The sequence below is a fragment of the Candidatus Binataceae bacterium genome (assembly GCA_035650475.1).
In the GTDB taxonomy this organism is placed as follows: Bacteria; Desulfobacterota; Binatia; order Binatales; family Binataceae; genus JAKAVN01.
Genome location: DASRHP010000012.1, coordinates 252,683 through 271,401 on the forward strand (window position 1 = coordinate 252,683; position 18,719 = coordinate 271,401).

The window sequence follows — 18,719 nt, forward strand, 5'->3', positions numbered from 1 at the left end:
TCGTGCGGTCGCGACGCCCTCAGAACGCCCAGTGGCCGCGGACGAACTCGCTCGTAAACATCCCCAGCCAGAGCAGCGACCATACGGTGATCGCGGTGTGCCAATGGCGGTTGCGCGCGAGGATCGCGATCAGGATAAACAGCGGGAACATCACCAGCAGATAGCGCGGCGCGCTGATATCCCACGCCTGACTCGCGAACACCAGCCAGTTGAGCCCCATCCACGCCGCATACGATGGCCGCAGCAGGGCCGCCGCCGCGATCGTGCCCGCGAGTCCGACCGCGAGGTAGAACAGTATCTGCGTCCCAATCATCGCGGCGTCGTGCGGATTGTAAGTGTGCGCGACCCCGAGATTGACTGCGACTCCCTGCCACGGCGCGATCATCCGGTTGGACCAGTGCGCATACTCCAAATGCAGGAAGGCAAGCGGGTCGCCGGTCACGCGATAGTTGACCAGCATGTGCACGCCGAGGCCGAAGACCACCGCACCGGTCCATAGCCAGCGCCACTCCAAACGCCGCGTGCCCCACAACTCGGCGAGCGCTTCGACGCCCAGCGCCGGCATCAGGAGGATGCCGTTGGGACGCGCCATCGCGGCCAGCGCGCCCAGCCCGCCGGCCTCGACCCATCGCGCGCGCCGCGCGGCGAGAAAGGCGCCCGCGACCAGCGCGATAAAAAGGCTTTCGCTGTAGCCGACGTGCAGAAAATAGGAAGTCGGAAAGATGAAGAGAAACCAGACCGCGCGGCGCGCAAGTCGCGGCGGATAATCCAGCGCGAAAAGCCGCCCGAGCACAACGCCCGTGGCCACCGAGGCCACCGTCGAAATCAGCAGCGCGCATAGCACCGCGTCATGCACTACCGACGCCAGTGCACGGATCAACATCGGGTAGAGCGGAAAGAACACCAGCGCCAGACGCGCGTCGCCGGCCGCGCCGTATCCGTGTTCGGCGATCAGCACGTATTGCGGCGCGTCCCACCGGTTCCAGAGCGACAGCCAGTGGGCGAGCGACCCCAGGGGCTCGTCGTTGGTTATCTCAAAGGAGAGTGCGCCGAAGGCGAGCACCGCCGCCTTCACGATCAGCACCATCGCGACGATCGACCAGTCCGATGCGTTGAGGCCGAGGATGGTGGGCGGGCGGCGGTCAGGCACGGGCGGCATCGCGCGGCGCTCCGGAGCCAAGAGGCTAGGGAAATCGGGAGCCCGCGCGCAAGCTGACGGCTATTTCGCGTCGCGGCGTTCCAGCGCATCGAGTTTGTGGCCGCAACGTCAATTTGCTGTTGCCCGAGCTCTCGCGCATGGGAGAACATTGCAGAGTGTTTTCGCGGGCCGTGCGTTCCATCGCGCTGAGAGGATGAGTTAGCGATGTGTGCGCGTCCGCACAACCCCGTCCGCCTGCTCAGCCGACCGGCTCATCGGCCGAGTCGGTGACGGCGGTTTCGGCGATGTCGTTCCCAACGGGGTCGTGACGAAGCCCGCTCCGGTGCCGACCCTCGGATTGCCGCTCGATCTCGGCTCGTTCACGCGCACGTGAGCAAGGGCCCGGCCGAGCAAGGCTATGAAGATCGCCGCGCGCCGCTCGAAGCTGATTACTTCAGCGCGGAGAAGACGTCGGCGCCGAATTGGCGCCCCTTGAGATCGCCCAGCAGCACCATCGCCATCCGCCCGGGCTCGAACGAGCGCGCCGCCAACTCGACGAGCTGGTCGTTGGTGACCTGGTCGATGCCGCGCGCGAGCTCCTCGATCGGAACCTCGCGCCCGAAGTAGATCTCGTTGCGCGCCAGCCGATTCATCCGACTTTCCGTCGATTCCATCCCGAGCAGCATGTTGCCCTTGAGCTGGCTCTTGGCGCGCTCGAGTTCGGCGCGGCTCAGGCCGTCGCGCACGAGCTTGCCGATCTCGCTGAGGGTGACCTCGATGACCTCGTCGATCCATTCCGGGTTGGTGCCGGCGTAGATCGCGAAGTAGCCGCAGTCGAGGTACGACGACATGAAGGAGTAGATGCTGTAAACGCGGCCGCGCCGTTCGCGCACCTCCTGGAACAGGCGCGAGGACATCCCGCCGCCGAGCGCGGTGTTGAGCACGTAGCTCGCGTAGCGCAGCGGCGAGGCCTGGCTGATGCCGGGTCCGCCGATGCAGAGATGGGTTTGCTCGAGGTCCTTGTGGTGGTTGATGACCACCATCCGCTCGGCCGGCGGGCTGGTCGGCTCGGGACGGCCGTCGCCGGTGATCCCGCCGAACAGGCGCGCGCATTGCTCGACCAGCCGTTCGTGATCGACCATCCCCGCCGCCGCGATAAACACGCGCCCGGCGCGATAGCGCTCGGCCATGAACGACAACAGCAGCTCGCGGTTGATCGCGTTGACAGTGGCGACCGAACCGAAGATCGGCAGTGCCAGCGGATGGCCCTCCCAGAACTTGAGGTTGAAGAGGTCGTGGATGAAGTCGTCGGGCGTGTCCTCGGCCTGCGAGATCTCCTGGAGCACGACCTGGCGCTCGCGGTCGATTTCGGCGGGGTCGAAGACCGAGTCGAGGAAGAGGTCGGCGAGCAGCTCGGTTGCCATCGCGAGGTCCTCGCCGAGCACCTTGGCGTAGTAGCAGGTGTACTCCTTGCCGGTGAACGCGTTGAGCACGCCGCCGACCGCGTCGATTTCCTCGGCGATCTGTGCCGCGGTGCGCGTGCGCGTGCCCTTGAAGAGCAGGTGTTCGATGAAGTGGGAGACCCCGTTCTCGGCCGCGACTTCGTAGCGCGAGCCGTTCTCGACCCAGATGCCGAGGGTGGTCGAGACCACCGAGGGCATCGGCTCGCTCAGCACGCGCAGGCCGTTGGGCAGGACGCTTTTGCGAATCATCGCACGCGGCGGCGGGCCTATTGGGCCTTCTGCGCCAGCTCCTCCTGCGCCTCGCGCAGCGAGAGCCGGATCTTGCCGTCGCGTCCGACCTCGAGCACCTTGACCATGATCTCGTCGCCCTCGTGGATCACGTCTTCCACCTTGCGCACGCGCTGGTTGGAGAGCTGCGAGATATGGAGCAGGCCGTCGGTGCCGGGGAGGATTTCGACGAAGGCACCGAACTCGACGATCTTGCGCACCTTGCCCTTGTAAATGCGGCCGACCTCGGGCTCGGAGGTGAGCGCCTGGATCGACGCGATCGCCTTCTCGATCGCGGTGCCGTCGGCCGAGGCGATGACCACGGTGCCGTCGTCCTCGATGTCGATCTTGCAGCCGGTCTCCTCGACCAGCGCGCGGATCACCTTGCCGCCGGGGCCGATGACGTCGCGGATCTTGTCGGGCTTGATGTGGATGGTGACGATGCGTGGGGCGTACATCGAGACTTCGGTGCGCGGCGATTGCAGCGCCTTCTCCATCACCCCAAGCACGAACAGCCGCGCGTCGCGCGCCTGATGGAGCGCCTGGCGCATCACCTCGCGCGTGATCCCGCCGACCTTGTTGTCCATCTGGATGGCGGTGACCCCGGTGGCGGTGCCGGCGACCTTGAAGTCCATGTCGCCCAGGTGGTCCTCGTCGCCAAGGATGTCGGTCAGCACGCGGACCTGCTCGCCCTCCTTGACCAGGCCCATCGCGATTCCCGCCACCGCCGCGCGCACCGGCACCCCGGCGTCCATCAGTGCCAGACTGCCGCCGCACACCGTCGCCATCGACGAGCTGCCGTTGGACTCCAGCACTTCGGAGACCACGCGGATGGTGTAGGGGAACTCCTCCTCGGGCGGCAGCACCGGCAGCAGCGCGCGCTCGGCGAGCGCGCCGTGGCCGATCTCGCGGCGCGAGGGGCCGCGCAGGAACTTGACCTCGCCGGTGCTGAAGGGCGGGAAGTTGTAATGGAGCATGAACTTCTTGTAGCGCTCGCCCATCAGCGCATCGATCTTCTGCTCGTCGGCGCTGGTGCCGAGGGTGACCGTCGCCAGCACCTGGGTCTCGCCGCGGGTGAACATCGCCGAGCCATGGGTGCGCGGCAGCATCTGGACCTGCGCCGCCAGCGGGCGGATCTCGGTCGAACTGCGGTCGTCGACGCGTCTGTCCTGCTCGATAATCGCCTTGCGCACGCGGTCGCGGATCACCTTGTCGCAGGCCTCAGTCAGCTCGCCCGCGCGCTCGGGAAAGCGTTCGCCAAGCTCGGCGACAACCTTGTCGGCGAGTGCGCGCAGCGCGCTGCTGCGCTCCTTCTTGCTGCCGGCGCTGAGCGCGGCCTCGAGCTCGGGCGCCATCCGCTGGCGCACCGCCTCGAGCAGCGCGGCGTCGATCGTCTTGGGGGTGAACGGGCGCTTGGGCTTGCCCGCCAGTCGGCGCAGCTCGCTCTGGAGCTCGAAGATAGGATTGAGCGCCTCGTGCGCGGTGAACAGCGCTTCGAGCACCGACTCTTCGTCAACGATCTGCGCGCCGCCTTCGAGCATCACGATCGAGTCGGGCTTGGCCGCGACCACCATCGAAACGTCGCTGCGCTCCAGATCGCTGAGCGTCGGGTTGGCAACCAGCTTGCCGTCGATCCGGCCCATCCGCACCGCCGCCACCGGCCCGTTGTGCGGGATGTCGGAAACCTCCAGCGCGGCCGAGGTCGCGATCAGCGAGAGCATGTCGGGGTCGTTGTCGCGGTCGGCGGAGAGCACCGTGACGATGATCTGGGTTTCCTTGTCGTAACCCTTGGGAAACAACGGGCGCATCGCGCGGTCGATCAGGCGCGAGGTCAGGATCTCCTTCTCCGAGGGGCGCCCCTCGCGCTTGAAGAAGCCGCCAGGAATCTTGCCCGCGGCGAAGGTCCGCTCCTGGTAATCGACGGTCAGCGGAAGGAAGTCAATGTTGGGCCGGCTCTCATGCGCCGAAACCACCGTCGCCAGCACCACGGTCTCGCCGTATTGCGCCAGGACCGCGCCGTGCGCCTGCTTGGCGACGCGTCCGGTCTCCAGCGACAGCCGGCGGCCGGAAAATTCAATCTCGAGTTTTCGATACATCGGGTTCTTCACACCTGAGGGAGGAAGGAGGGCCGATCCGCTTGCGCCACGCCGGCGCTGATGGGCGCCTTGTCGGGGCCGGCCCCCGCCGGCCCGCGCCCGCCGCACCGCCTGCGCGGCGCGGCCAAGCTGGCGGCCTACCTCCGGATGCCGAGCCGCTCGATCAGCGCCTTGTAGCGCGCGAGGTCGCGCGAGCGCAGGTAGTCCAGAAGCCGACGGCGCTTGCCGACCAGGCGCAAAAGTCCCCGGCGCGAATGATGGTCTTTCGCGTGAGTCTTCAGATGGTCGGTGAGCTGATCGATCCGCGCGCTGAACAGGGCGACCTGAACTTCAGGCGAACCGCTGTCGGAGTTGGACCGAGCGTGAGTCTGGACTATTTCCCGCTTGCGAACGGCTGCGAGAGGCATCAGGAGCTCTTACTTTCCCTTTTCCTTTTAGTTAACCGAGGACTCTAACAGAGGGTGCGCAGCAGGTAAAGGCGGCCCGTCCGAACACGGCTTATCCGGCAATTTTGCGCTGAAGCGCCGGCTGACGCCCGCTCCGCTTCGACTTTTCGTCGCTCGCCTCAGCCTATCTTGTCATCACCGGCAGGACGATATGCGAGGGGTGTGCCGCCGCATGATGGACCGTGTTGTCGGCGACCACCATCGCGCCCGGCTCGCCCAGCGCGCCGCCGGTGTTGGGGTTTACGTCGAAGCGCGGAAAGTTCGACGACGAGATGTCGAGCCGGATCCGATGCCCGCGGGCGAACAGGTTGCTTATCGGATAGAAGGGGATGCTGACCTCGTAAATTTCGCCCGGCGTCATCGGCTGCGGGTCGGTCCACGAGTTGCGAAAACGCATCCGGATGATCGAATCGGTCAGGTTGAGCGCGTAGCCATCGGGATAGTCGGCACTCGGCGGATACAGATCGATCAACTTGGCGGTAAAGTCAGTGTCGCGCGCCGACGACGACACCCACAGCTTGACCAGCGGCGAGCCGGTGACCTCCAGCGACTCGGCCAGCGGCTCCGAGACGAAGACCATGACGTCCGGCCGCGCGGCCAGCGGCAGCGACTCGCCTGCCGCAAGCGGAAAACGCGCGCGCTGGTCGAAGCCGCCGGGCGGCATGAACTCGAAGCCCACCGAGATACATCCGCCGACCGTCGGCACCGGATCACGCGGGTCATAGCGAAACGTGCTCGCGCCGCCGTCTTCCTCAGGTGTCCGCGGCGCCAGCGCGCCGCCCCGATGGAGATACCACGGGGTCTCGCGCACGCCCGCCGGCGGCCATTGCGACTCCAAGCGCCATCGCCCACCGTGGTCGATTCGTCCGCTCAGCCCCAGGACGTCGTAAAGCTTGCGCCCGCTGCCGCCGCCCATCACGAAAATCCGCACCGCCGGCTGGTCGGCGACGCCCGTGTCGAGTCCCTTGAGCCACTGGTCGAACCATCGCAGACGCATCCCGTTGTAATGTTCGAGCGCGGCGGGGCCAAAGCTCGCCTCGCCGGCGAAGTCCTCGTCGGCGCGCACGCCGTGCGTCCATGGCCCCATCACGAGCCGTTGCGGCGAGCGCTTGAGCCTGCTGAGGGCGGCAAAGTTCTCGACCGTGGCGCGCGCGTAGGAGTCGTACCAGGCGCCGAAATAGACCGTCGGGACGTCGGCGTGCTCGGCGTAGTACTGGTCGATCGCGTAGCCGCGCTGGCGCCAGTACTCGTCGTAGGCGGCGCGCGTCTGGAGGTCAATCACCCACTGCTCGTAAGTCGGCAGCAAGCGCAGCGGCGACGCTCCGCGCTTGAGCGGCAGGCGGCGGAGCCACTGCCCCAGATTGAGCCGCGCTTCGAGCAGCGCCTGGCGCAGCGCCGGATTGGCGCGCGCCTCGGGGCTGGTGACCGCCATGTGGAAGGCGTAGATGAGGAAGCGCTGTTCGAGCGCGCCGTTATGGCGCATCGAACAAGCGTAGTAGTTCGACGGCCCCTCGGTGACGAACATCGCGGCCAGATGCGGCGGGTTGAGCGTCGCCGCGGCGCTCTGCACCGCGCCCATGTACGAAGTTCCCATCGTGCCAACCTTGCCGGTGCACCACGGCTCGGCAGCCGCCCACTCGATCGTGTCGTAGCCGTCGGGCGCCTCGCGCGCGAAGGGATACCAATCGCCCTCCGAGCCACCGCGCCCGCGCACGTCCTGGATCAACACGACGTAGCCGTGCTCAGCGAAGAAGCGGGAATGGACGACGAAGCGCGGCGTTGCCTTGTCGTAGGGCGTGCGCTCGATCAGGACCGGGAAGCGTCCGGGTGCGGGCGCGCCTTCGAGCGCTGGGCGGTAGATGTCGGTCGCCAGCCGCGTACCGTCCCGCATCGCGACCATCACGTCGCGCTCGACCACGACCTCGAACCGATGCTCAGAGCCTTGCCGACCGAGTTTCGTCATCAGGCGCCCTCCTGGCTGGCGGGCAGGTTACTACAAGGGCAGGGCGATGCGTGATTGCGCCGGGCGGGACTCTGGGGTCTCAATATGAGCAGCCCCCGGACCCGAAGGCGGCGCGAATCCCTGGCCCGCCGGCGATGGCTGTCGGCCCGATTATTTCCCGCCGGCGGCTTGAAGGGCGGGATTAGCCGATGTTAGGCTAGGACCTTCAAACTCCTTGCTCCCCTGCGGGGGCTGGTAGTCCATAAGGAGGCGGCCGCGTGCGGCGCTACGAGACCATTTTTATTCTGCGCCCGGACTTGGGCGAAGCGCAGTCCAAGGACAGCATCAAACGTTTCGAGGGCATCGTTGCCAGCGGCGGCGGCGAACTGCTCGAGACCGACGAGTGGGGCTTTCGCGAGCTCGCCTACCGAATCCGCAATGAGCGGCGCGGCTATTACGTGCGCCTCGATTATGCTGGCGACGGCAACGTGATGAACGAGCTCGAGCGCAACCTCAAGCTCTCGGACGCCGTGCTGCGCTATCTCTCGGTGCTGGTCGATCCCGAGGTCGATACGGCCAAGGTGCGCGCCGACATCGAAGCCCGCCGCCATCGCGCTGCCGAGGCCAAGGCCGCGGCCGAAGCCCGCGCAGCCGCAGCCGCCGCTTCGCACGCTGCGGCGGCCGAACATGCAGCCGCAGGCCAAGGCGCTGAGAAGGGCGAGGCGGCGGCCACGGCGGAATCGGAGGAGCCGGCCGCAGAGGACGGCGGCGCTGCCGCGGCCGAGGCGAGTTCCTCGGGTGGGCCAAAACAGGATTGAGCTGACCGGCAGGGTGGCTTCGGCGCCCGAGCTACGGACCGCCCCAAGCGGGATGCCGGTGATGAGATTCGAAGTGGAGTGCGGTGACGGACGTGAGCGGCTGCGGCTGGCAGTGGTGATGGCGGGGGCGCAAGCGCGCGAGCTAGGCGCGCGCCTGCGCACGGGCTCGCTGGTGAGGATTACCGGCGCGTTGCGTGAGACGCGCGCTCATGCGGGGGCGGCGCGCTGGGCGGTCGGCGTCGAGGTCGTCGCCAGCGGGATAGCCGAGGTCGGCGCCGCCTAGGCGGCGCATTCGAAAAACTGGAAGCGATACGGCAGGGTCGAAGATGGCCGATGAAGAAAAGGTAAACCAGGCTGCCGAGCAGCACGGCGGCCATGAGCACGCGCGCGGACCGCGCCAGGGCGGACGCGCTGAGGGCGAGCGTCCCAGCGAAGGGCGTGGGGGCGCGCGCCGGCGTCCGGGCGGCCGGCGCAAGGTATGCCGCTTCTGCGCCGACAAGGGGCTGAAGGTGGACTACAAGGACGTCCGCACGCTCCAGAACTTTATTACCGAGGGCGGCAAGATCGTGCCCAGCCGCACCTCGGGCAACTGTGCGCGCCATCAGCGGCAGCTCGCGGTGGCGATCAAGCGCGCGCGTGTGATCGCGCTGCTGCCGTTCTCCACGCTGGGAGTCTGAAGGCGGAAGTGATCCGCGGGGTTGAAATCGCAAGGCTGGTGGTCGCGACGGTGCGCGCCGCCTTTCTGGCGGCCGCGCTTTATCTCGCCGCCGCGCTGATACCCGTGGCTGGCGCGATCGCGGCGCTCTTTGCGCCCGCGCCGATCTTGCTCTACGCGGTGGGGACGGACGGCGCGCGCTGGCGCGCGGGAGTGGCGATCGTTGTCGCCGCGGTCGCGGCGGGCGCGCTCGGCGGATGGGCCGCCGCGCTCGGCTACGTCGTGAGCTTCGGGCTGGCGACGGCCGTGATGTGCGACATGCTCGAGCGGCGCAAGCCCTTTGAGAGGATCGTACTGGTCACCGCCGCGCTTACGCTGGCGGCCGGCGTGATCACTGCGTTTGCGATTGCGGGCTCGGTGGAGGGGTTGGCGGCCAACGTGCACAGCGCGCTGGCCAACGGAATCGCGCGCGGGCGCGATTTCTACAAGGTGCTTGGGATGGAAACCGGGCTGGGGCGCGAGGCCGAAGCCTCGATGGTCGAGGCGACGATGCGGTTGACGCCGGCGCTGGTCGCGCTAGTTGCGGGCTTCGGCGCGCTGCTCAACCTGGGCGCGTTCTGGCGGTTGGGAGGCCAGCGGCGGTTGAGCTACTCGCTCTTCGGCGACCTCGCGCGTTGGTCGGCGCCCGAGTGGCTCATCTGGGTGCTGCTGGCGACCGGCTTCGCGATGTTCGTGCCGATGCCGGCGCTAGCGGTGGTGGCGCTCGACGCTTTCGCCTGCGTAGCGGCAGTGTACTTCTGCCAGGGGCTGGCGATCGTGGCCTTCTATTTCAAGGCGCTCACGATACCGCCGTGGGTCAGGGGGCTGATCTACTTTGTTATAATCGTGCAGCCGGTGCTGGCGGCGCTGGTCTGCGCGGGCGGCATCTTCGACTTGTGGATCGACTTTCGGCGGCTGCGGCCGCCGCGCCGCGAGGCCGGCAGCTTCGGCGATTTTTTCTAAGCGCCCGCAGTAGCGCCAGCGTATAAACTTATGAACGTGCAAGTGATTCTCAACGAGGACGTGCCCAACCTGGGGCGCACCGGCGACGTGGTCAAAGTGCGCGCCGGCTACGCGCGCAATTTTCTGCTGCCGCGCCGCCTGGCCGTCGAGGCCAATCCCAAGAACCTGCGCGCCTTCGAGCATCAGAAGCGCCTGGCGATGCTGCGGCGCGAGGCCAAAAGGACCGACGCGCTCAAGCTCAAAGAGCGCCTCGAAGCGCTCAGCCTGACCATCAGCGCCAACGCCGGCGAGGAGGGCAAGCTCTTCGGCTCGGTCACCAATATCGACATCGAACGCGCCCTGCGCGAGCGCGGCTTCGATATCGAGCGGCGCAAGATAGTGCTGCCGGAGCCGATCAAACAGCTCGGCGAGGTAACAGTAGTGGTGAGGCTCGATGCGGAGGTCGAAGCCGGCCTGAAACTGACGGTGGCGGCGGCCCAATAAACCTGTCCGGGGAATGATGAAACTCTACGACTTCCTGCCTTGTCCCTTCGGCCAGAAGGTCCGGATCGTGCTGGCGGAAAAGGCCCTCAGCTACGAGCTGGTCCAGGTGGACCTCGCCCAGGGCGAACAGCGGCGCCCGGAGTTTTTGCGCCTCAACCCGTTCGGCCGGGTCCCGGTGCTGGTTGACGAAGACACCACGGTCTACGACTCGACCATAATCATCGAGTACCTCGACGACGAATATCCGGAACCGCCGATGCTGCCGGCGATCGGCTCCAGCGCACTGCGCGCGCGTGCGCGTATGTTCGAGGACTTCGCCGACACCTCGTTCACGCCGCAGATGGGGCAGCTGATGGCCGAGATGGCGCGGCCCGAGGCCGAGCGCGATCAGGCGCGTCTCCAACGCCTGCATCGCTCGATCGAGCGGGTGTTCGACTACCTCAACTACGAGCTTAACGGACAGCAGTTTCTGGCGGGCGAGTTCTCGATCGCCGACATCGGCTTCGCACCGCGGATGCTGGTGGTAACGCAGCTCGGGCTCGACGCGAGCGCCAACCGTCCGAATCTGGACGCGTGGCTCAAGCGTCTGATGGAGCGGCCGAGCGTCCAGAGCCTCCAAGGCGTCACGATTCAACCGCTGGCCGGAGTCTAGGCCGCGAAGACGCCTGAAAATGCGCAAGCGCGCCGCCCATCGGGCGGCGCGCCTGCTTTCGGGTTACGAATGCCGAGGCGGTAGCCTTAATCTACTCGATTGTCTGCCGCATTAGTAGCGGGCTTCGGTCTCGGCCGCGGCTTCCTCCTCGTCGGCGCGGCTGTAGGCCACGTTGGCCGTTCGGAAGACCAGCTTGGCGGCAAAGAGCTTGTTGCCCAGGCGTCCTTGTGGCTTCAACATCCCGCCGTGGCGCCGGCAGCGCGGACAGGCGATAGTGCCGCTAAGGAGCGAGGCGTTATCTGGGGTGATTCGCAGGTCAAACGTGGACCCGCATCCGGGGTTCTGGCAAACAGTGCGATACACAATACCCGGCCGTTCGCTGGTGTTGGGTTCTCGGTTCAGTTCGGTTTGCATCGCGCCACCTCCTGGCCTGGCTTTTCAAGGGCTGTCCTCGGCCATGCGTTCGATTAGACGTAAATTCTTGGGCGAGGTTTCAAGCAAGCGATATGCCGGGGCGGGGTTCGACGGTCGATTGCGAGCGCAAATTGGCGAAATTTGAGCTAAATCGAGCATTTGCCCTACTTTCGCTAAGTGACGGCTTGGGGTGATGTTTCCCCATAGTGTGGAATTTTTTGCAACATCCTGTCGGCACACCTGCCAATCAATCTGAGCAGGCTGCGATCTGCAGCGGGCTCCATCGTCGCAACTTTACGGCTTTTCCACGTCACTTATATTAGGATTTGACGATCGCGCCGTGATTTTGCCGTTGCCGGCGCGCTAACCAAGGGCGAGGCGCGATGAGGACGCTTGCGATGGTGATGGCGGGGGGCTTGGGGAGCAGGCTGCATCCGCTGACCCGTGACAGGGCCAAGCCGGCGGTTCCCTTCGGCGGGAAATACCGAATCATCGATTTTGTTCTGTCCAATCTCGTCAATTCGCGAATTTACGCGATTTATGTCCTCGTCCAGTGGCGCTCGCAGTCGCTTATCGAGCATCTCAAAGACGGATGGCAGTTCGGCGGACTGATAACCGACCAGTTCGTCACTCCGGTTCCTGCGCAGATGCGGATGGGGGAGAGCTGGTACCAGGGAACCGCCGACGCGATCTTTCAGAATCTCAATCTGCTGGACGATTTCCGTCCCGATCTCGTGGCCGTGTTTGGCGCCGACCACATCTACCGGATGGACATCCAGCAGATGATCGAGTTCCACGTCGAGCGCAAGGCCGCGGTCAGCGTCGCTACCATCCCAGTGCCGGTCGGGGAGGCCCACCAGTTCGGCATCCTCGAGGTGGACTCCGGGATGCGCGTGCGCAGCTTCGAGGAGAAGCCGATGCGCCCGCGCCAGCTCCCCGGCGCTCCCGGCCGATGTCTCGCCTCGATGGGCAATTACCTGTTCGAGCCCGACGTGTTGCGCCGGGCGCTTGCCGAGGACGCCGCGATGGCGTCGAGCCATCACGACTTCGGCCACGACCTCATCCCGCGCCTGATCGAACGAGTGCCCGTTTTCGCCTACAACTTCATGACCAACCGCATCCATGGTGACTCCGAGGTCAACCTGAGCTACTGGCGCGACGTCGGCACGATCGACGCCTACTACGAGGCCAACCTCGATTTGCGCGACGCGCGGCCCCACCTCAACCTCTATAACCCGCGCTGGCCGCTGCGCACGGCGTACTACGACCAGCCGCCGGCGAAGTTTGTCTTCGACGAGAACGGCCGCCGCGGCCAAGCCCTGCACTCGGTCGTCTCCGAAGGCTCCATCGTTTCAGGCGGGACAGTGCGCAATTCGATCCTCGGCCGCTCAGTGTTCGTCCACTCATGGGCGGCGGTTGAAGATTCGGTGCTGATGGACTGGGTCGAGGTGGGCCGCGGCGCGCGCGTCCGCCGCGCGATTATCGACAAGAACGTTTATATCCCCGAGGGCGACCAGATCGGCTACGACCTCGCCCGCGACCGCGAGCGTTTCCACGTGACCGACTCGGGCTTGGTCGTGATCCCCAAGGGCCCCAAGCGCGAGCGACAGGGCCTGTGAGCCGACTGGTGCGCGCTCCGATGGCCAGCGAGGTTTCAACTGTGGCCGGCTCCGCCGATGCAACCGCGCGCACCGGCGAAGCCAGCGCGCCGGGCGATCGCGCCGCCCGCGAAAGCGGCGCGCTAAAGACGGCGCGCTCCACGCCGGGCGCGCGTCCGCCGCTAGCGGGACTCAAGCTCGACTTCAAAAGCCGCGCGCTCTTTCATCTGATGCGTGCGGCGATGCACGCGCTCAGCCTGTTGCCGGACTTCATCCTGTATCCGCTGGGGGTGGCCGGCGGATGGCTGGGTTACCTCCTGGACCGCCGCCACGTACGGGTCGGGATGGCCAATCTGGCGATAGCTTTTCCCGAGCGCGACGAGCTTGAGCGCCGGCGCATCCTGCGCGCCTCCTACATCAATCTCGGCCGCAGCGCGGCCGAGTACGTCCGCCTCGGCGGCTTCTTCTACCGTCGCCTCGCCCGGCGCGTGACCTACGACCGTCTGGATTACTGGGATGAGGTCGCGCGCCGCTATCCCGGCCGCGGCATTGTCGTCCTGACCGCCCATTTCGGTAATTTCGAGCTGTTGCCCTCCGCCCACGCCATCCTCGGCCATCAGATAACCCTGGTTCATCACACCCAGCGCTTCCTTGCCGGCGACGCGCTGATGACCTGGGTGCGCGAGCGGGCCGGGGTCGAGATCGTGCGCAAGCATTCGGCCGCGCGCGCCGTGCTCAAGACGCTCGGCGACGGGCGGCTGGTCGGCGTGCCTTTCGACCAGAACGCCAAGCGCGGCGAGGCGATCTTCGTGCCGTTCTTTGGCGAGCCTGCGGCAACCTCGCGCACGCTGGCGCGGGTGGTGCGGACATCGGGTGCACTGGTGGCGCCGGTCTTCATCGTGCGCCAGCCCGGCGGCCGCAGCCATCGCATCGTTATTCAGGACCTGATCCCGCTCGCCGAAAGCGGCGACGCCGAGGCCGACGTCGAGGAGAACACGCGGCGCTTCGTGGGCGCGATCGAGGCGATGGTGCGTCGCTACCCGGAGCAGTTCCTGTGGACGCATCGGCGCTACCGCACGCGCCCGCGCGGGATGGCGCCGGTGTACGACCAGCCGCGCCGCCACCGCCGCTCGCGCGCGCCGCAATCTGATTGACCCGCTTGGGTCGGGCCGCTCTTGTGTGCGGAACTCTCCGGCATCGCCCGCGGTTTCCATGATGCCGGGGGGTAATCGATGAGCTTCGAATCAACCGCACTTCCGCGGGCGGCCGCGACGCCCGCGCCGCTGGTTTCCGCGACCGGCGTCGCGCGCCTCCCGCACAACGCTGGCGCAGCGCGCCCGGCCTCGGCGCCGGCCGCCGAGGCGCCGGTGATCCTGGCCGCGGCGACCGCGCTTCCGCCCAATCCCGTCGATCAGCGCGAACTCGCAGAGCTGCTCCGCGGGCTCTGGAGCGCGCAATACGGGGAACCGCGCCGATGGCGCTCGACCTTCGACCAGATCCAGCGCTCGGTGCGGATCGACCGCCGCTACCTTGCGCTGCCAATCGGCGAATATCCCGCGCTCGACTCCTTCGCCAAGACCAACACGGCGTGGGCGCGCGTGGCACCGCCACTGGGCGCGGCGGCCGCGTCGAGCGCCCTCGACGCGGCCGGCCTGACCGCGCGCGACGTCGATCACCTCTTCTTGGTCACCGGCACCGGAATTGCCACGCCGAGTATCGACGCGCGGATCGTCAACCGCCTTGGGATGCGCGCCGACGTGCGGCGCACCCCGATCTTCGGCCTCGGATGCGCGGGCGGAGTCGCGGGCGTCGCGCGCGCCGCCGAGCTTCTGCGCGGCTTGCGCGACGATGTCGCGCTGGTTGTTTCGATCGAACTGTGCTCGCTCACCCTGCAACGCGACGACGCCACGGTCGCCAACGTAATCGCCTCGGCGCTGTTCGGCGACGGCGCGGCGGCAGTGGTGGTGGGCGGCGCGTCGCGCGGCGGGCGAGGGCAGGACGGCTTGCCGCGGGTGGTTGGAACGCGCGCAGTTTTCTATCCTGACAGCGAGCGGATGATGGGATGGGACGTCGTGGACGGCGGGCTCAGAATCGTGCTCTCGCCGGAGATTCCCGCGCTGGTGCGCGCGCATCTGGGGCGCGACGTCGACGCACTGCTCGCCGCGCACGGCCTTGAGCGCGGCGCAATCCGCCATTGGATCGCGCATACCGGCGGCAATCGCGTGCTCGAGGCGGTCGGCGCGGCGCTCGGGCTCGGCCCGTGCGCGCTTGCGCGCTCGTGGCGGCTGCTCGCGGCGACCGGCAACGTGTCGTCGGCCTCGGTGCTGTTTGTGCTGCGCGATCTGATGGGGTCGGGCGAGGCGCGCGCGGGCGAGTGGGGCGTGATGCTCGCGATGGGGCCCGGGTTCTGCGCCGAGCTGGCGCTGCTGCGGTGGTGATTTCGCGCGGAGCCTTCCTTCTGATCCTGGGCGCGCTCGCCCTCGAGCGGCTGTTCGAGTTATGGCTCTCCGCGCGCAATGCGCGGCGCGCCTTCGCCGCAGGCGCGGTCGAGGCCGGAGGCGAGCATTACGCGGCGATGGCCGCATTCCATGCGCTCTTCATCCTTTCGGCGGCGGCAGAGGCAATCCTGTTCGACCGGCCGTTCCTCGGCCTATTCGGATGGGTTGCGTTGGCGCTCGCCCTGGCGGCGCAGGCGCTGCGCTATTGGTGCGTGGCGACGCTCGGCCCGCGCTGGAACACGCGGATAATCGTATGGCCGGCGGCGGCGCCGGTGAGCGGCGGGCCCTACCGCCTCGTCCGCCATCCCAACTACCTTGCCGTGATCGTCGAAATCGCCTGCGTGCCGATGATTCACGGATGCTGGCTGACGGCGGCCGTCTTTTCGGCGGGCAACGCCGCGCTGCTGATGCGGCGGATTCGCGCCGAGGAAGGGGCGCTCGGCCCGCGCTACGAACTCGCCTTCGCCGCCCGCCCGCGCCTGTTGCCTGCGATGCTTCGCGCCGGGCGCTGCGCGCCTAATCCTCCTGGTGAAACTCGTGGTACACGCCGGCCGCCAACTCGCGTCCGTCCGTGCCGTCGGTGATCAGATAGTTGTCGCACAGGTAGCCGGACCAATACTGGCCCGGATGGATAATGTCGCACGGGTGAGAAACGCCGACGATCGCGACTACGGCGTGATCGTCGGATAGCGCGTTTAAGGCCGCGGATTTGCCGGCGCCGGTCAGGCCGAAAACCTTCCCCGGCGTTCGCGTGCGGATCGCGCTGGTCACGCTCACCGACGCGAGCCCTTCGCCGAAAAGCTCCGGCCGCGCGGCGACCGCGCGGCGGATCTCTTCGCGGTCGATTTTCCATCCGCACACCCCCGGATGCATCCGGGCGGGCTCGGAGCGAGCCGCGTCGGGGGCGCCTTCGGCGACGATGGAGGCGAAAAGGCGAAGGCGTCCTCGCATATCCGTGCTCCGCGATCGGGCGGAGCGCCCGGGGAGAGATTCGGAAGCATCCACTGCGCATCCACATACCTGCGGTAATTGTCCGGCAGCGCGAAGCGTGCATTCGCCACATAGTCGCGGATTTCACGTTGGGTACGCGGTTCGGCGGCATAGTCGCCAAGCTCGGCGTCAAACTGGAACAGGCCGCCGGCCGCGGAGTTGGCGCGCGCGGCCTCGCCGAGCGCGGCAGCGACCTGATGCAACGAATGGTCGCGCGGGTTTATCGGGACGCGCAGCCTGAGCGCACGCTCGGCGGTGGGGGGCCCTTGGGAGTCGGCGCGGCCACCACGGTCACGCCCACTGCGGCGGCTGTGCGCTCGCCCTGCGCGTCAGCAACCGGGATGCGGGCCGCAGTAATCGCGAACGCCGCCAGCGCGATGAGCAGGTGCGAGCGGATGCGTCGAGCGGCCATAGGTAAAGGCTGCGACCGGAGACTTTAGCATCCCCTGCTCGTCGCTGCAGACGGCCGACGGCGACTCTAGGAGCGCTTGCCGGCCAGGCGCGGGAGCAGGGCGAGGATCGCGAGCGCCATCACCCACGCCGCGGCGCCGCTTATCAGGGCCGGATGCCCGTAGCCGATTATCCAGTGCGGCGGCGCGACCGCCGGCGCCCCGCTGTACGGCCATAGCTTGGCGCCAATCACCAGCCCCGCGTGCAAGCCCATCGAGAGGTAAACCGTGCCGGTGAGCAGGAACGCCTCGCCCAGGACCAGGCCGAGCAGGAAAAGCCCTGCCAGCGCCGGAAACGCGGCGGCCGGATGGAGCAGGTGGGCGAAGCTTGCGGCCAGGTTGTGCACGCCGGCGGCGGCGTCGAGACGCTCGAGGTAGAAATGACCGGGTGCGCGCACCAGATGCGCCAGCGCGTAAATCGCGGAGCTCACGACCAGCGCGCCGGCGCGGCCGAAATCGTCGCACATTCCGCCCAGCAGCACGGCGCGAAAGAAGCCTTCCTCGATAATTGCGATCGCGATCGCGCCCGCGACGTACTTCGGCGTGCGCGCCAGCTCCGCCGCCGCGTCCGGGGCGGTGCGCGCACCGAACGCCGCGCCGAGCCCGAGCAGGATCGCGATTACCACGGCGGCGACTGCAATTCCGCGCAGCACCTGGCCCACATGGCCGAGCGGGCGGGCGAAGCCGCGCCCAAGCAGCGCACCCAGCCGCAGCTCGCGCGCCCACCACCACAGCATCAGCGCAACCGTCACCATTACCGTGCGGTCGAAGATTCGCGGAAACGGGAATCGGAAGCCGGCGGCGCCCACCGCGAGCGCGGCGAAGGGCGCGATCGCGACGGCCAGCGCGGCCGCGATCACGAACGCGACGGCTAATCTCAGCGTGAACGGCATCGTCGGCTGCGCGTGCGCCGCCGAAAGCGGCGCAGCGTCCCCGAAGCGATATCGGTTGCAAGCGCGCGGCGCAAGCGGTGATTATGAGGCGGCTTCCACAGCCATGGCGGAGGGTCGCGCGATGGAACTCGGACTCAAGGGCAGAGTTGCGCTGATAACGGGCGCGAGCATGGGAATCGGCGAAGCGACCGCGTACGAGTTGGCAGGCGAGGGCTGCGACCTGGCGCTCTGCTCGCGCCATCCGGAGCAGCTCGCGCCGGTGCGCGAGCGGGCCGTGGCCCGGGGCGTGCGATGTATCGCCGTGAAGTGCGACATCCGCCAGCCCGCCGAGATCGCCGCGCTGGTCGACGAGATCGGGCGCACGTTCGGCCGCCTCGATATCCTGGTCAACAACGCGGGCGCCGCGACTCATGGAACTTTCGCCTCGCTCACCGACGAGCAGCTGCTTGCCGACTACGAGCTGAAGATTCTCGGCCAGATCCGATGCACGCGGGCGGCGCTGCCACTGCTCGCGAAGAGCGCGGCGCCGCGGGTGATCAACGTCAACGCGATTGCAGGCCGCGTGGTGATTCCGGGCCTGTTCGCCACCACCACTCATCGCGCCTCCTGCTACGCGCTGAGCAAGGCGCTCGCCTGGGAGCTGGCGGAGAAGAAGATCCTGGTCAACTCGGTCAATATCGGGCTGGTCCACACCAACCAGATCGAGCGCGCGCACGCGCGGCGCGCGCCCGACGTGCCGCTGGAGAAGTTCATGGCGCAGGCGGCGCAGATCGTGCCGCTTAAGCGCTTCGGCGAGCCGCACGAGGTCTCCGGGTTGATCGCGTTCCTGGCCTCCGACCGCGCCAGCTTCATTACCGGCGCTTCGATCGACGTCGGCGGCGGCCAGGGCGCACACGTCTGAGGCGCGCGGCCGCA

Annotated in this window: 18 protein-coding genes and 1 pseudogene; 11 read left to right on the plus strand and 8 right to left on the minus strand. The window is 67.5% G+C overall.

Features of this window, described 5'->3' with window-relative positions:
• Positions 1-19 precede the first annotated feature (19 nt).
• The 5 genes from VFB33_12720 to VFB33_12740 form a co-directional block, all read right to left on the minus strand.
• Positions 20-1,159, minus strand: a complete 1,140-nt coding sequence (locus VFB33_12720; protein ID HZO82549.1) for a mannosyltransferase family protein — start codon at positions 1,157-1,159, stop codon at positions 20-22.
• 428 nt (positions 1,160-1,587) lie between these two features.
• Complete coding sequence (locus tag VFB33_12725; GenBank protein HZO82550.1) at positions 1,588-2,850, minus strand: pitrilysin family protein; 1,263 nt, start codon at positions 2,848-2,850, stop codon at positions 1,588-1,590.
• Positions 2,851-2,867: 17 nt separating this feature from the next.
• Positions 2,868-4,964, minus strand: a complete 2,097-nt coding sequence (locus VFB33_12730; protein ID HZO82551.1) for a polyribonucleotide nucleotidyltransferase — start codon at positions 4,962-4,964, stop codon at positions 2,868-2,870.
• A gap of 137 nt (positions 4,965-5,101) precedes the next feature.
• Positions 5,102-5,371: a 30S ribosomal protein S15 gene (gene rpsO / locus VFB33_12735; protein ID HZO82552.1), complete on the minus strand. Its 270-nt coding sequence runs from the start codon at positions 5,369-5,371 to the stop codon at positions 5,102-5,104.
• 163 nt (positions 5,372-5,534) lie between these two features.
• Positions 5,535-7,373, minus strand: coding sequence for a CocE/NonD family hydrolase (locus VFB33_12740; GenBank protein ID HZO82553.1), 1,839 nt, complete (start codon positions 7,371-7,373; stop codon positions 5,535-5,537).
• A 257-nt stretch (positions 7,374-7,630) separates the two neighbouring features.
• On the opposite strand from VFB33_12740, the gene rpsF reads away from it, so the two are divergent.
• From rpsF to VFB33_12770, 6 genes and pseudogenes are all read left to right on the plus strand, one after another.
• Positions 7,631-8,170, plus strand: a complete 540-nt coding sequence (rpsF, locus tag VFB33_12745; GenBank protein HZO82554.1) for a 30S ribosomal protein S6 — start codon at positions 7,631-7,633, stop codon at positions 8,168-8,170.
• A 13-nt stretch (positions 8,171-8,183) separates the two neighbouring features.
• Positions 8,184-8,453, plus strand: a complete 270-nt coding sequence (locus VFB33_12750) for a single-stranded DNA-binding protein (protein HZO82555.1) — start codon at positions 8,184-8,186, stop codon at positions 8,451-8,453.
• Positions 8,454-8,637: 184 nt separating this feature from the next.
• A pseudogene (rpsR, locus tag VFB33_12755) lies at positions 8,638-8,847 on the plus strand (30S ribosomal protein S18).
• An 8-nt stretch (positions 8,848-8,855) separates the two neighbouring features.
• Positions 8,856-9,827 (plus strand): DUF2232 domain-containing protein, encoded by a 972-nt coding sequence (locus tag VFB33_12760; protein HZO82556.1) that lies wholly within the window; start codon positions 8,856-8,858, stop codon positions 9,825-9,827.
• Between the two features lie 30 nt (positions 9,828-9,857).
• A complete protein-coding gene (gene rplI, locus VFB33_12765; GenBank protein HZO82557.1) occupies positions 9,858-10,310 on the plus strand; it encodes a 50S ribosomal protein L9 in 453 nt (150 codons plus the stop codon).
• 16 nt (positions 10,311-10,326) lie between these two features.
• Positions 10,327-10,962: a glutathione S-transferase family protein gene (locus VFB33_12770; protein ID HZO82558.1), complete on the plus strand. Its 636-nt coding sequence runs from the start codon at positions 10,327-10,329 to the stop codon at positions 10,960-10,962.
• 111 nt (positions 10,963-11,073) lie between these two features.
• Here the strand turns inward: VFB33_12770 and VFB33_12775 are convergent, their stop codons facing one another.
• Positions 11,074-11,376 carry a hypothetical protein gene (locus tag VFB33_12775; protein ID HZO82559.1) on the minus strand — a complete coding sequence of 101 codons (303 nt, stop codon included), beginning with the start codon at positions 11,374-11,376 and terminating at the stop codon, positions 11,074-11,076.
• A gap of 383 nt (positions 11,377-11,759) precedes the next feature.
• Between VFB33_12775 and glgC the strand changes: the two genes are divergently transcribed.
• The 4 genes from glgC to VFB33_12795 all read left to right on the plus strand — a co-directional run bounded on the left by glgC (position 11,760) and on the right by VFB33_12795 (position 16,056).
• Positions 11,760-12,995, plus strand: coding sequence for a glucose-1-phosphate adenylyltransferase (gene glgC, locus VFB33_12780; protein ID HZO82560.1), 1,236 nt, complete (start codon positions 11,760-11,762; stop codon positions 12,993-12,995).
• A gap of 20 nt (positions 12,996-13,015) precedes the next feature.
• Positions 13,016-14,128 (plus strand): lysophospholipid acyltransferase family protein, encoded by a 1,113-nt coding sequence (locus VFB33_12785; protein ID HZO82561.1) that lies wholly within the window; start codon positions 13,016-13,018, stop codon positions 14,126-14,128.
• Positions 14,129-14,206: 78 nt separating this feature from the next.
• The gene (locus VFB33_12790; GenBank protein ID HZO82562.1) at positions 14,207-15,412 is read left to right on the plus strand and encodes a 3-oxoacyl-[acyl-carrier-protein] synthase III C-terminal domain-containing protein; all 1,206 of its coding nucleotides are present in this window, start codon (positions 14,207-14,209) and stop codon (positions 15,410-15,412) included.
• A complete protein-coding gene (locus VFB33_12795; protein ID HZO82563.1) occupies positions 15,409-16,056 on the plus strand; it encodes an isoprenylcysteine carboxylmethyltransferase family protein in 648 nt (215 codons plus the stop codon). The genes VFB33_12790 and VFB33_12795 overlap by 4 nt, the downstream gene beginning before the upstream one ends.
• On the opposite strand, the gene VFB33_12800 is transcribed toward VFB33_12795, so the two are convergent.
• Both VFB33_12800 and VFB33_12805 read right to left on the minus strand, forming a co-directional pair.
• The gene (locus VFB33_12800) at positions 15,989-16,423 is read right to left on the minus strand and encodes a hypothetical protein (protein HZO82564.1); all 435 of its coding nucleotides are present in this window, start codon (positions 16,421-16,423) and stop codon (positions 15,989-15,991) included. The genes VFB33_12795 and VFB33_12800 overlap by 68 nt on opposite strands.
• 517 nt (positions 16,424-16,940) lie before the next feature.
• On the minus strand, positions 16,941-17,804 hold the full coding sequence (locus tag VFB33_12805) for a CPBP family glutamic-type intramembrane protease (GenBank protein ID HZO82565.1): 864 nt from the start codon (positions 17,802-17,804) through the stop codon (positions 16,941-16,943).
• 121 nt (positions 17,805-17,925) lie between these two features.
• On the opposite strand from VFB33_12805, the gene VFB33_12810 reads away from it, so the two are divergent.
• Positions 17,926-18,705, plus strand: a complete 780-nt coding sequence (locus VFB33_12810) for an SDR family oxidoreductase (GenBank protein HZO82566.1) — start codon at positions 17,926-17,928, stop codon at positions 18,703-18,705.
• The last annotated feature ends 14 nt before the right edge of the window (positions 18,706-18,719 follow it).

Coding starts and splice junctions, on each gene's coding strand:
- VFB33_12720 (HZO82549.1), bottom strand. CDS start 1,159: ATGCCGCCCGTGCCTGACCGCCGCCCGCCCACCATCCTCGGCCTCAAC.
- VFB33_12725 (HZO82550.1), bottom strand. CDS start 2,850: ATGATTCGCAAAAGCGTCCTGCCCAACGGCCTGCGCGTGCTGAGCGAG.
- VFB33_12730 (HZO82551.1), bottom strand. CDS start 4,964: ATGTATCGAAAACTCGAGATTGAATTTTCCGGCCGCCGGCTGTCGCTG.
- rpsO (HZO82552.1), bottom strand. CDS start 5,371: ATGCCTCTCGCAGCCGTTCGCAAGCGGGAAATAGTCCAGACTCACGCT.
- VFB33_12740 (HZO82553.1), bottom strand. CDS start 7,373: ATGACGAAACTCGGTCGGCAAGGCTCTGAGCATCGGTTCGAGGTCGTG.
- rplI (HZO82557.1), top strand. CDS start 9,858: ATGAACGTGCAAGTGATTCTCAACGAGGACGTGCCCAACCTGGGGCGC.
- VFB33_12770 (HZO82558.1), top strand. CDS start 10,327: ATGAAACTCTACGACTTCCTGCCTTGTCCCTTCGGCCAGAAGGTCCGG.
- VFB33_12775 (HZO82559.1), bottom strand. CDS start 11,376: ATGCAAACCGAACTGAACCGAGAACCCAACACCAGCGAACGGCCGGGT.
- glgC (HZO82560.1), top strand. CDS start 11,760: ATGAGGACGCTTGCGATGGTGATGGCGGGGGGCTTGGGGAGCAGGCTG.
- VFB33_12785 (HZO82561.1), top strand. CDS start 13,016: ATGGCCAGCGAGGTTTCAACTGTGGCCGGCTCCGCCGATGCAACCGCG.
- VFB33_12790 (HZO82562.1), top strand. CDS start 14,207: ATGAGCTTCGAATCAACCGCACTTCCGCGGGCGGCCGCGACGCCCGCG.
- VFB33_12800 (HZO82564.1), bottom strand. CDS start 16,423: ATGCGAGGACGCCTTCGCCTTTTCGCCTCCATCGTCGCCGAAGGCGCC.
- VFB33_12805 (HZO82565.1), bottom strand. CDS start 17,804: ATGCCGTTCACGCTGAGATTAGCCGTCGCGTTCGTGATCGCGGCCGCG.
- VFB33_12810 (HZO82566.1), top strand. CDS start 17,926: ATGGAACTCGGACTCAAGGGCAGAGTTGCGCTGATAACGGGCGCGAGC.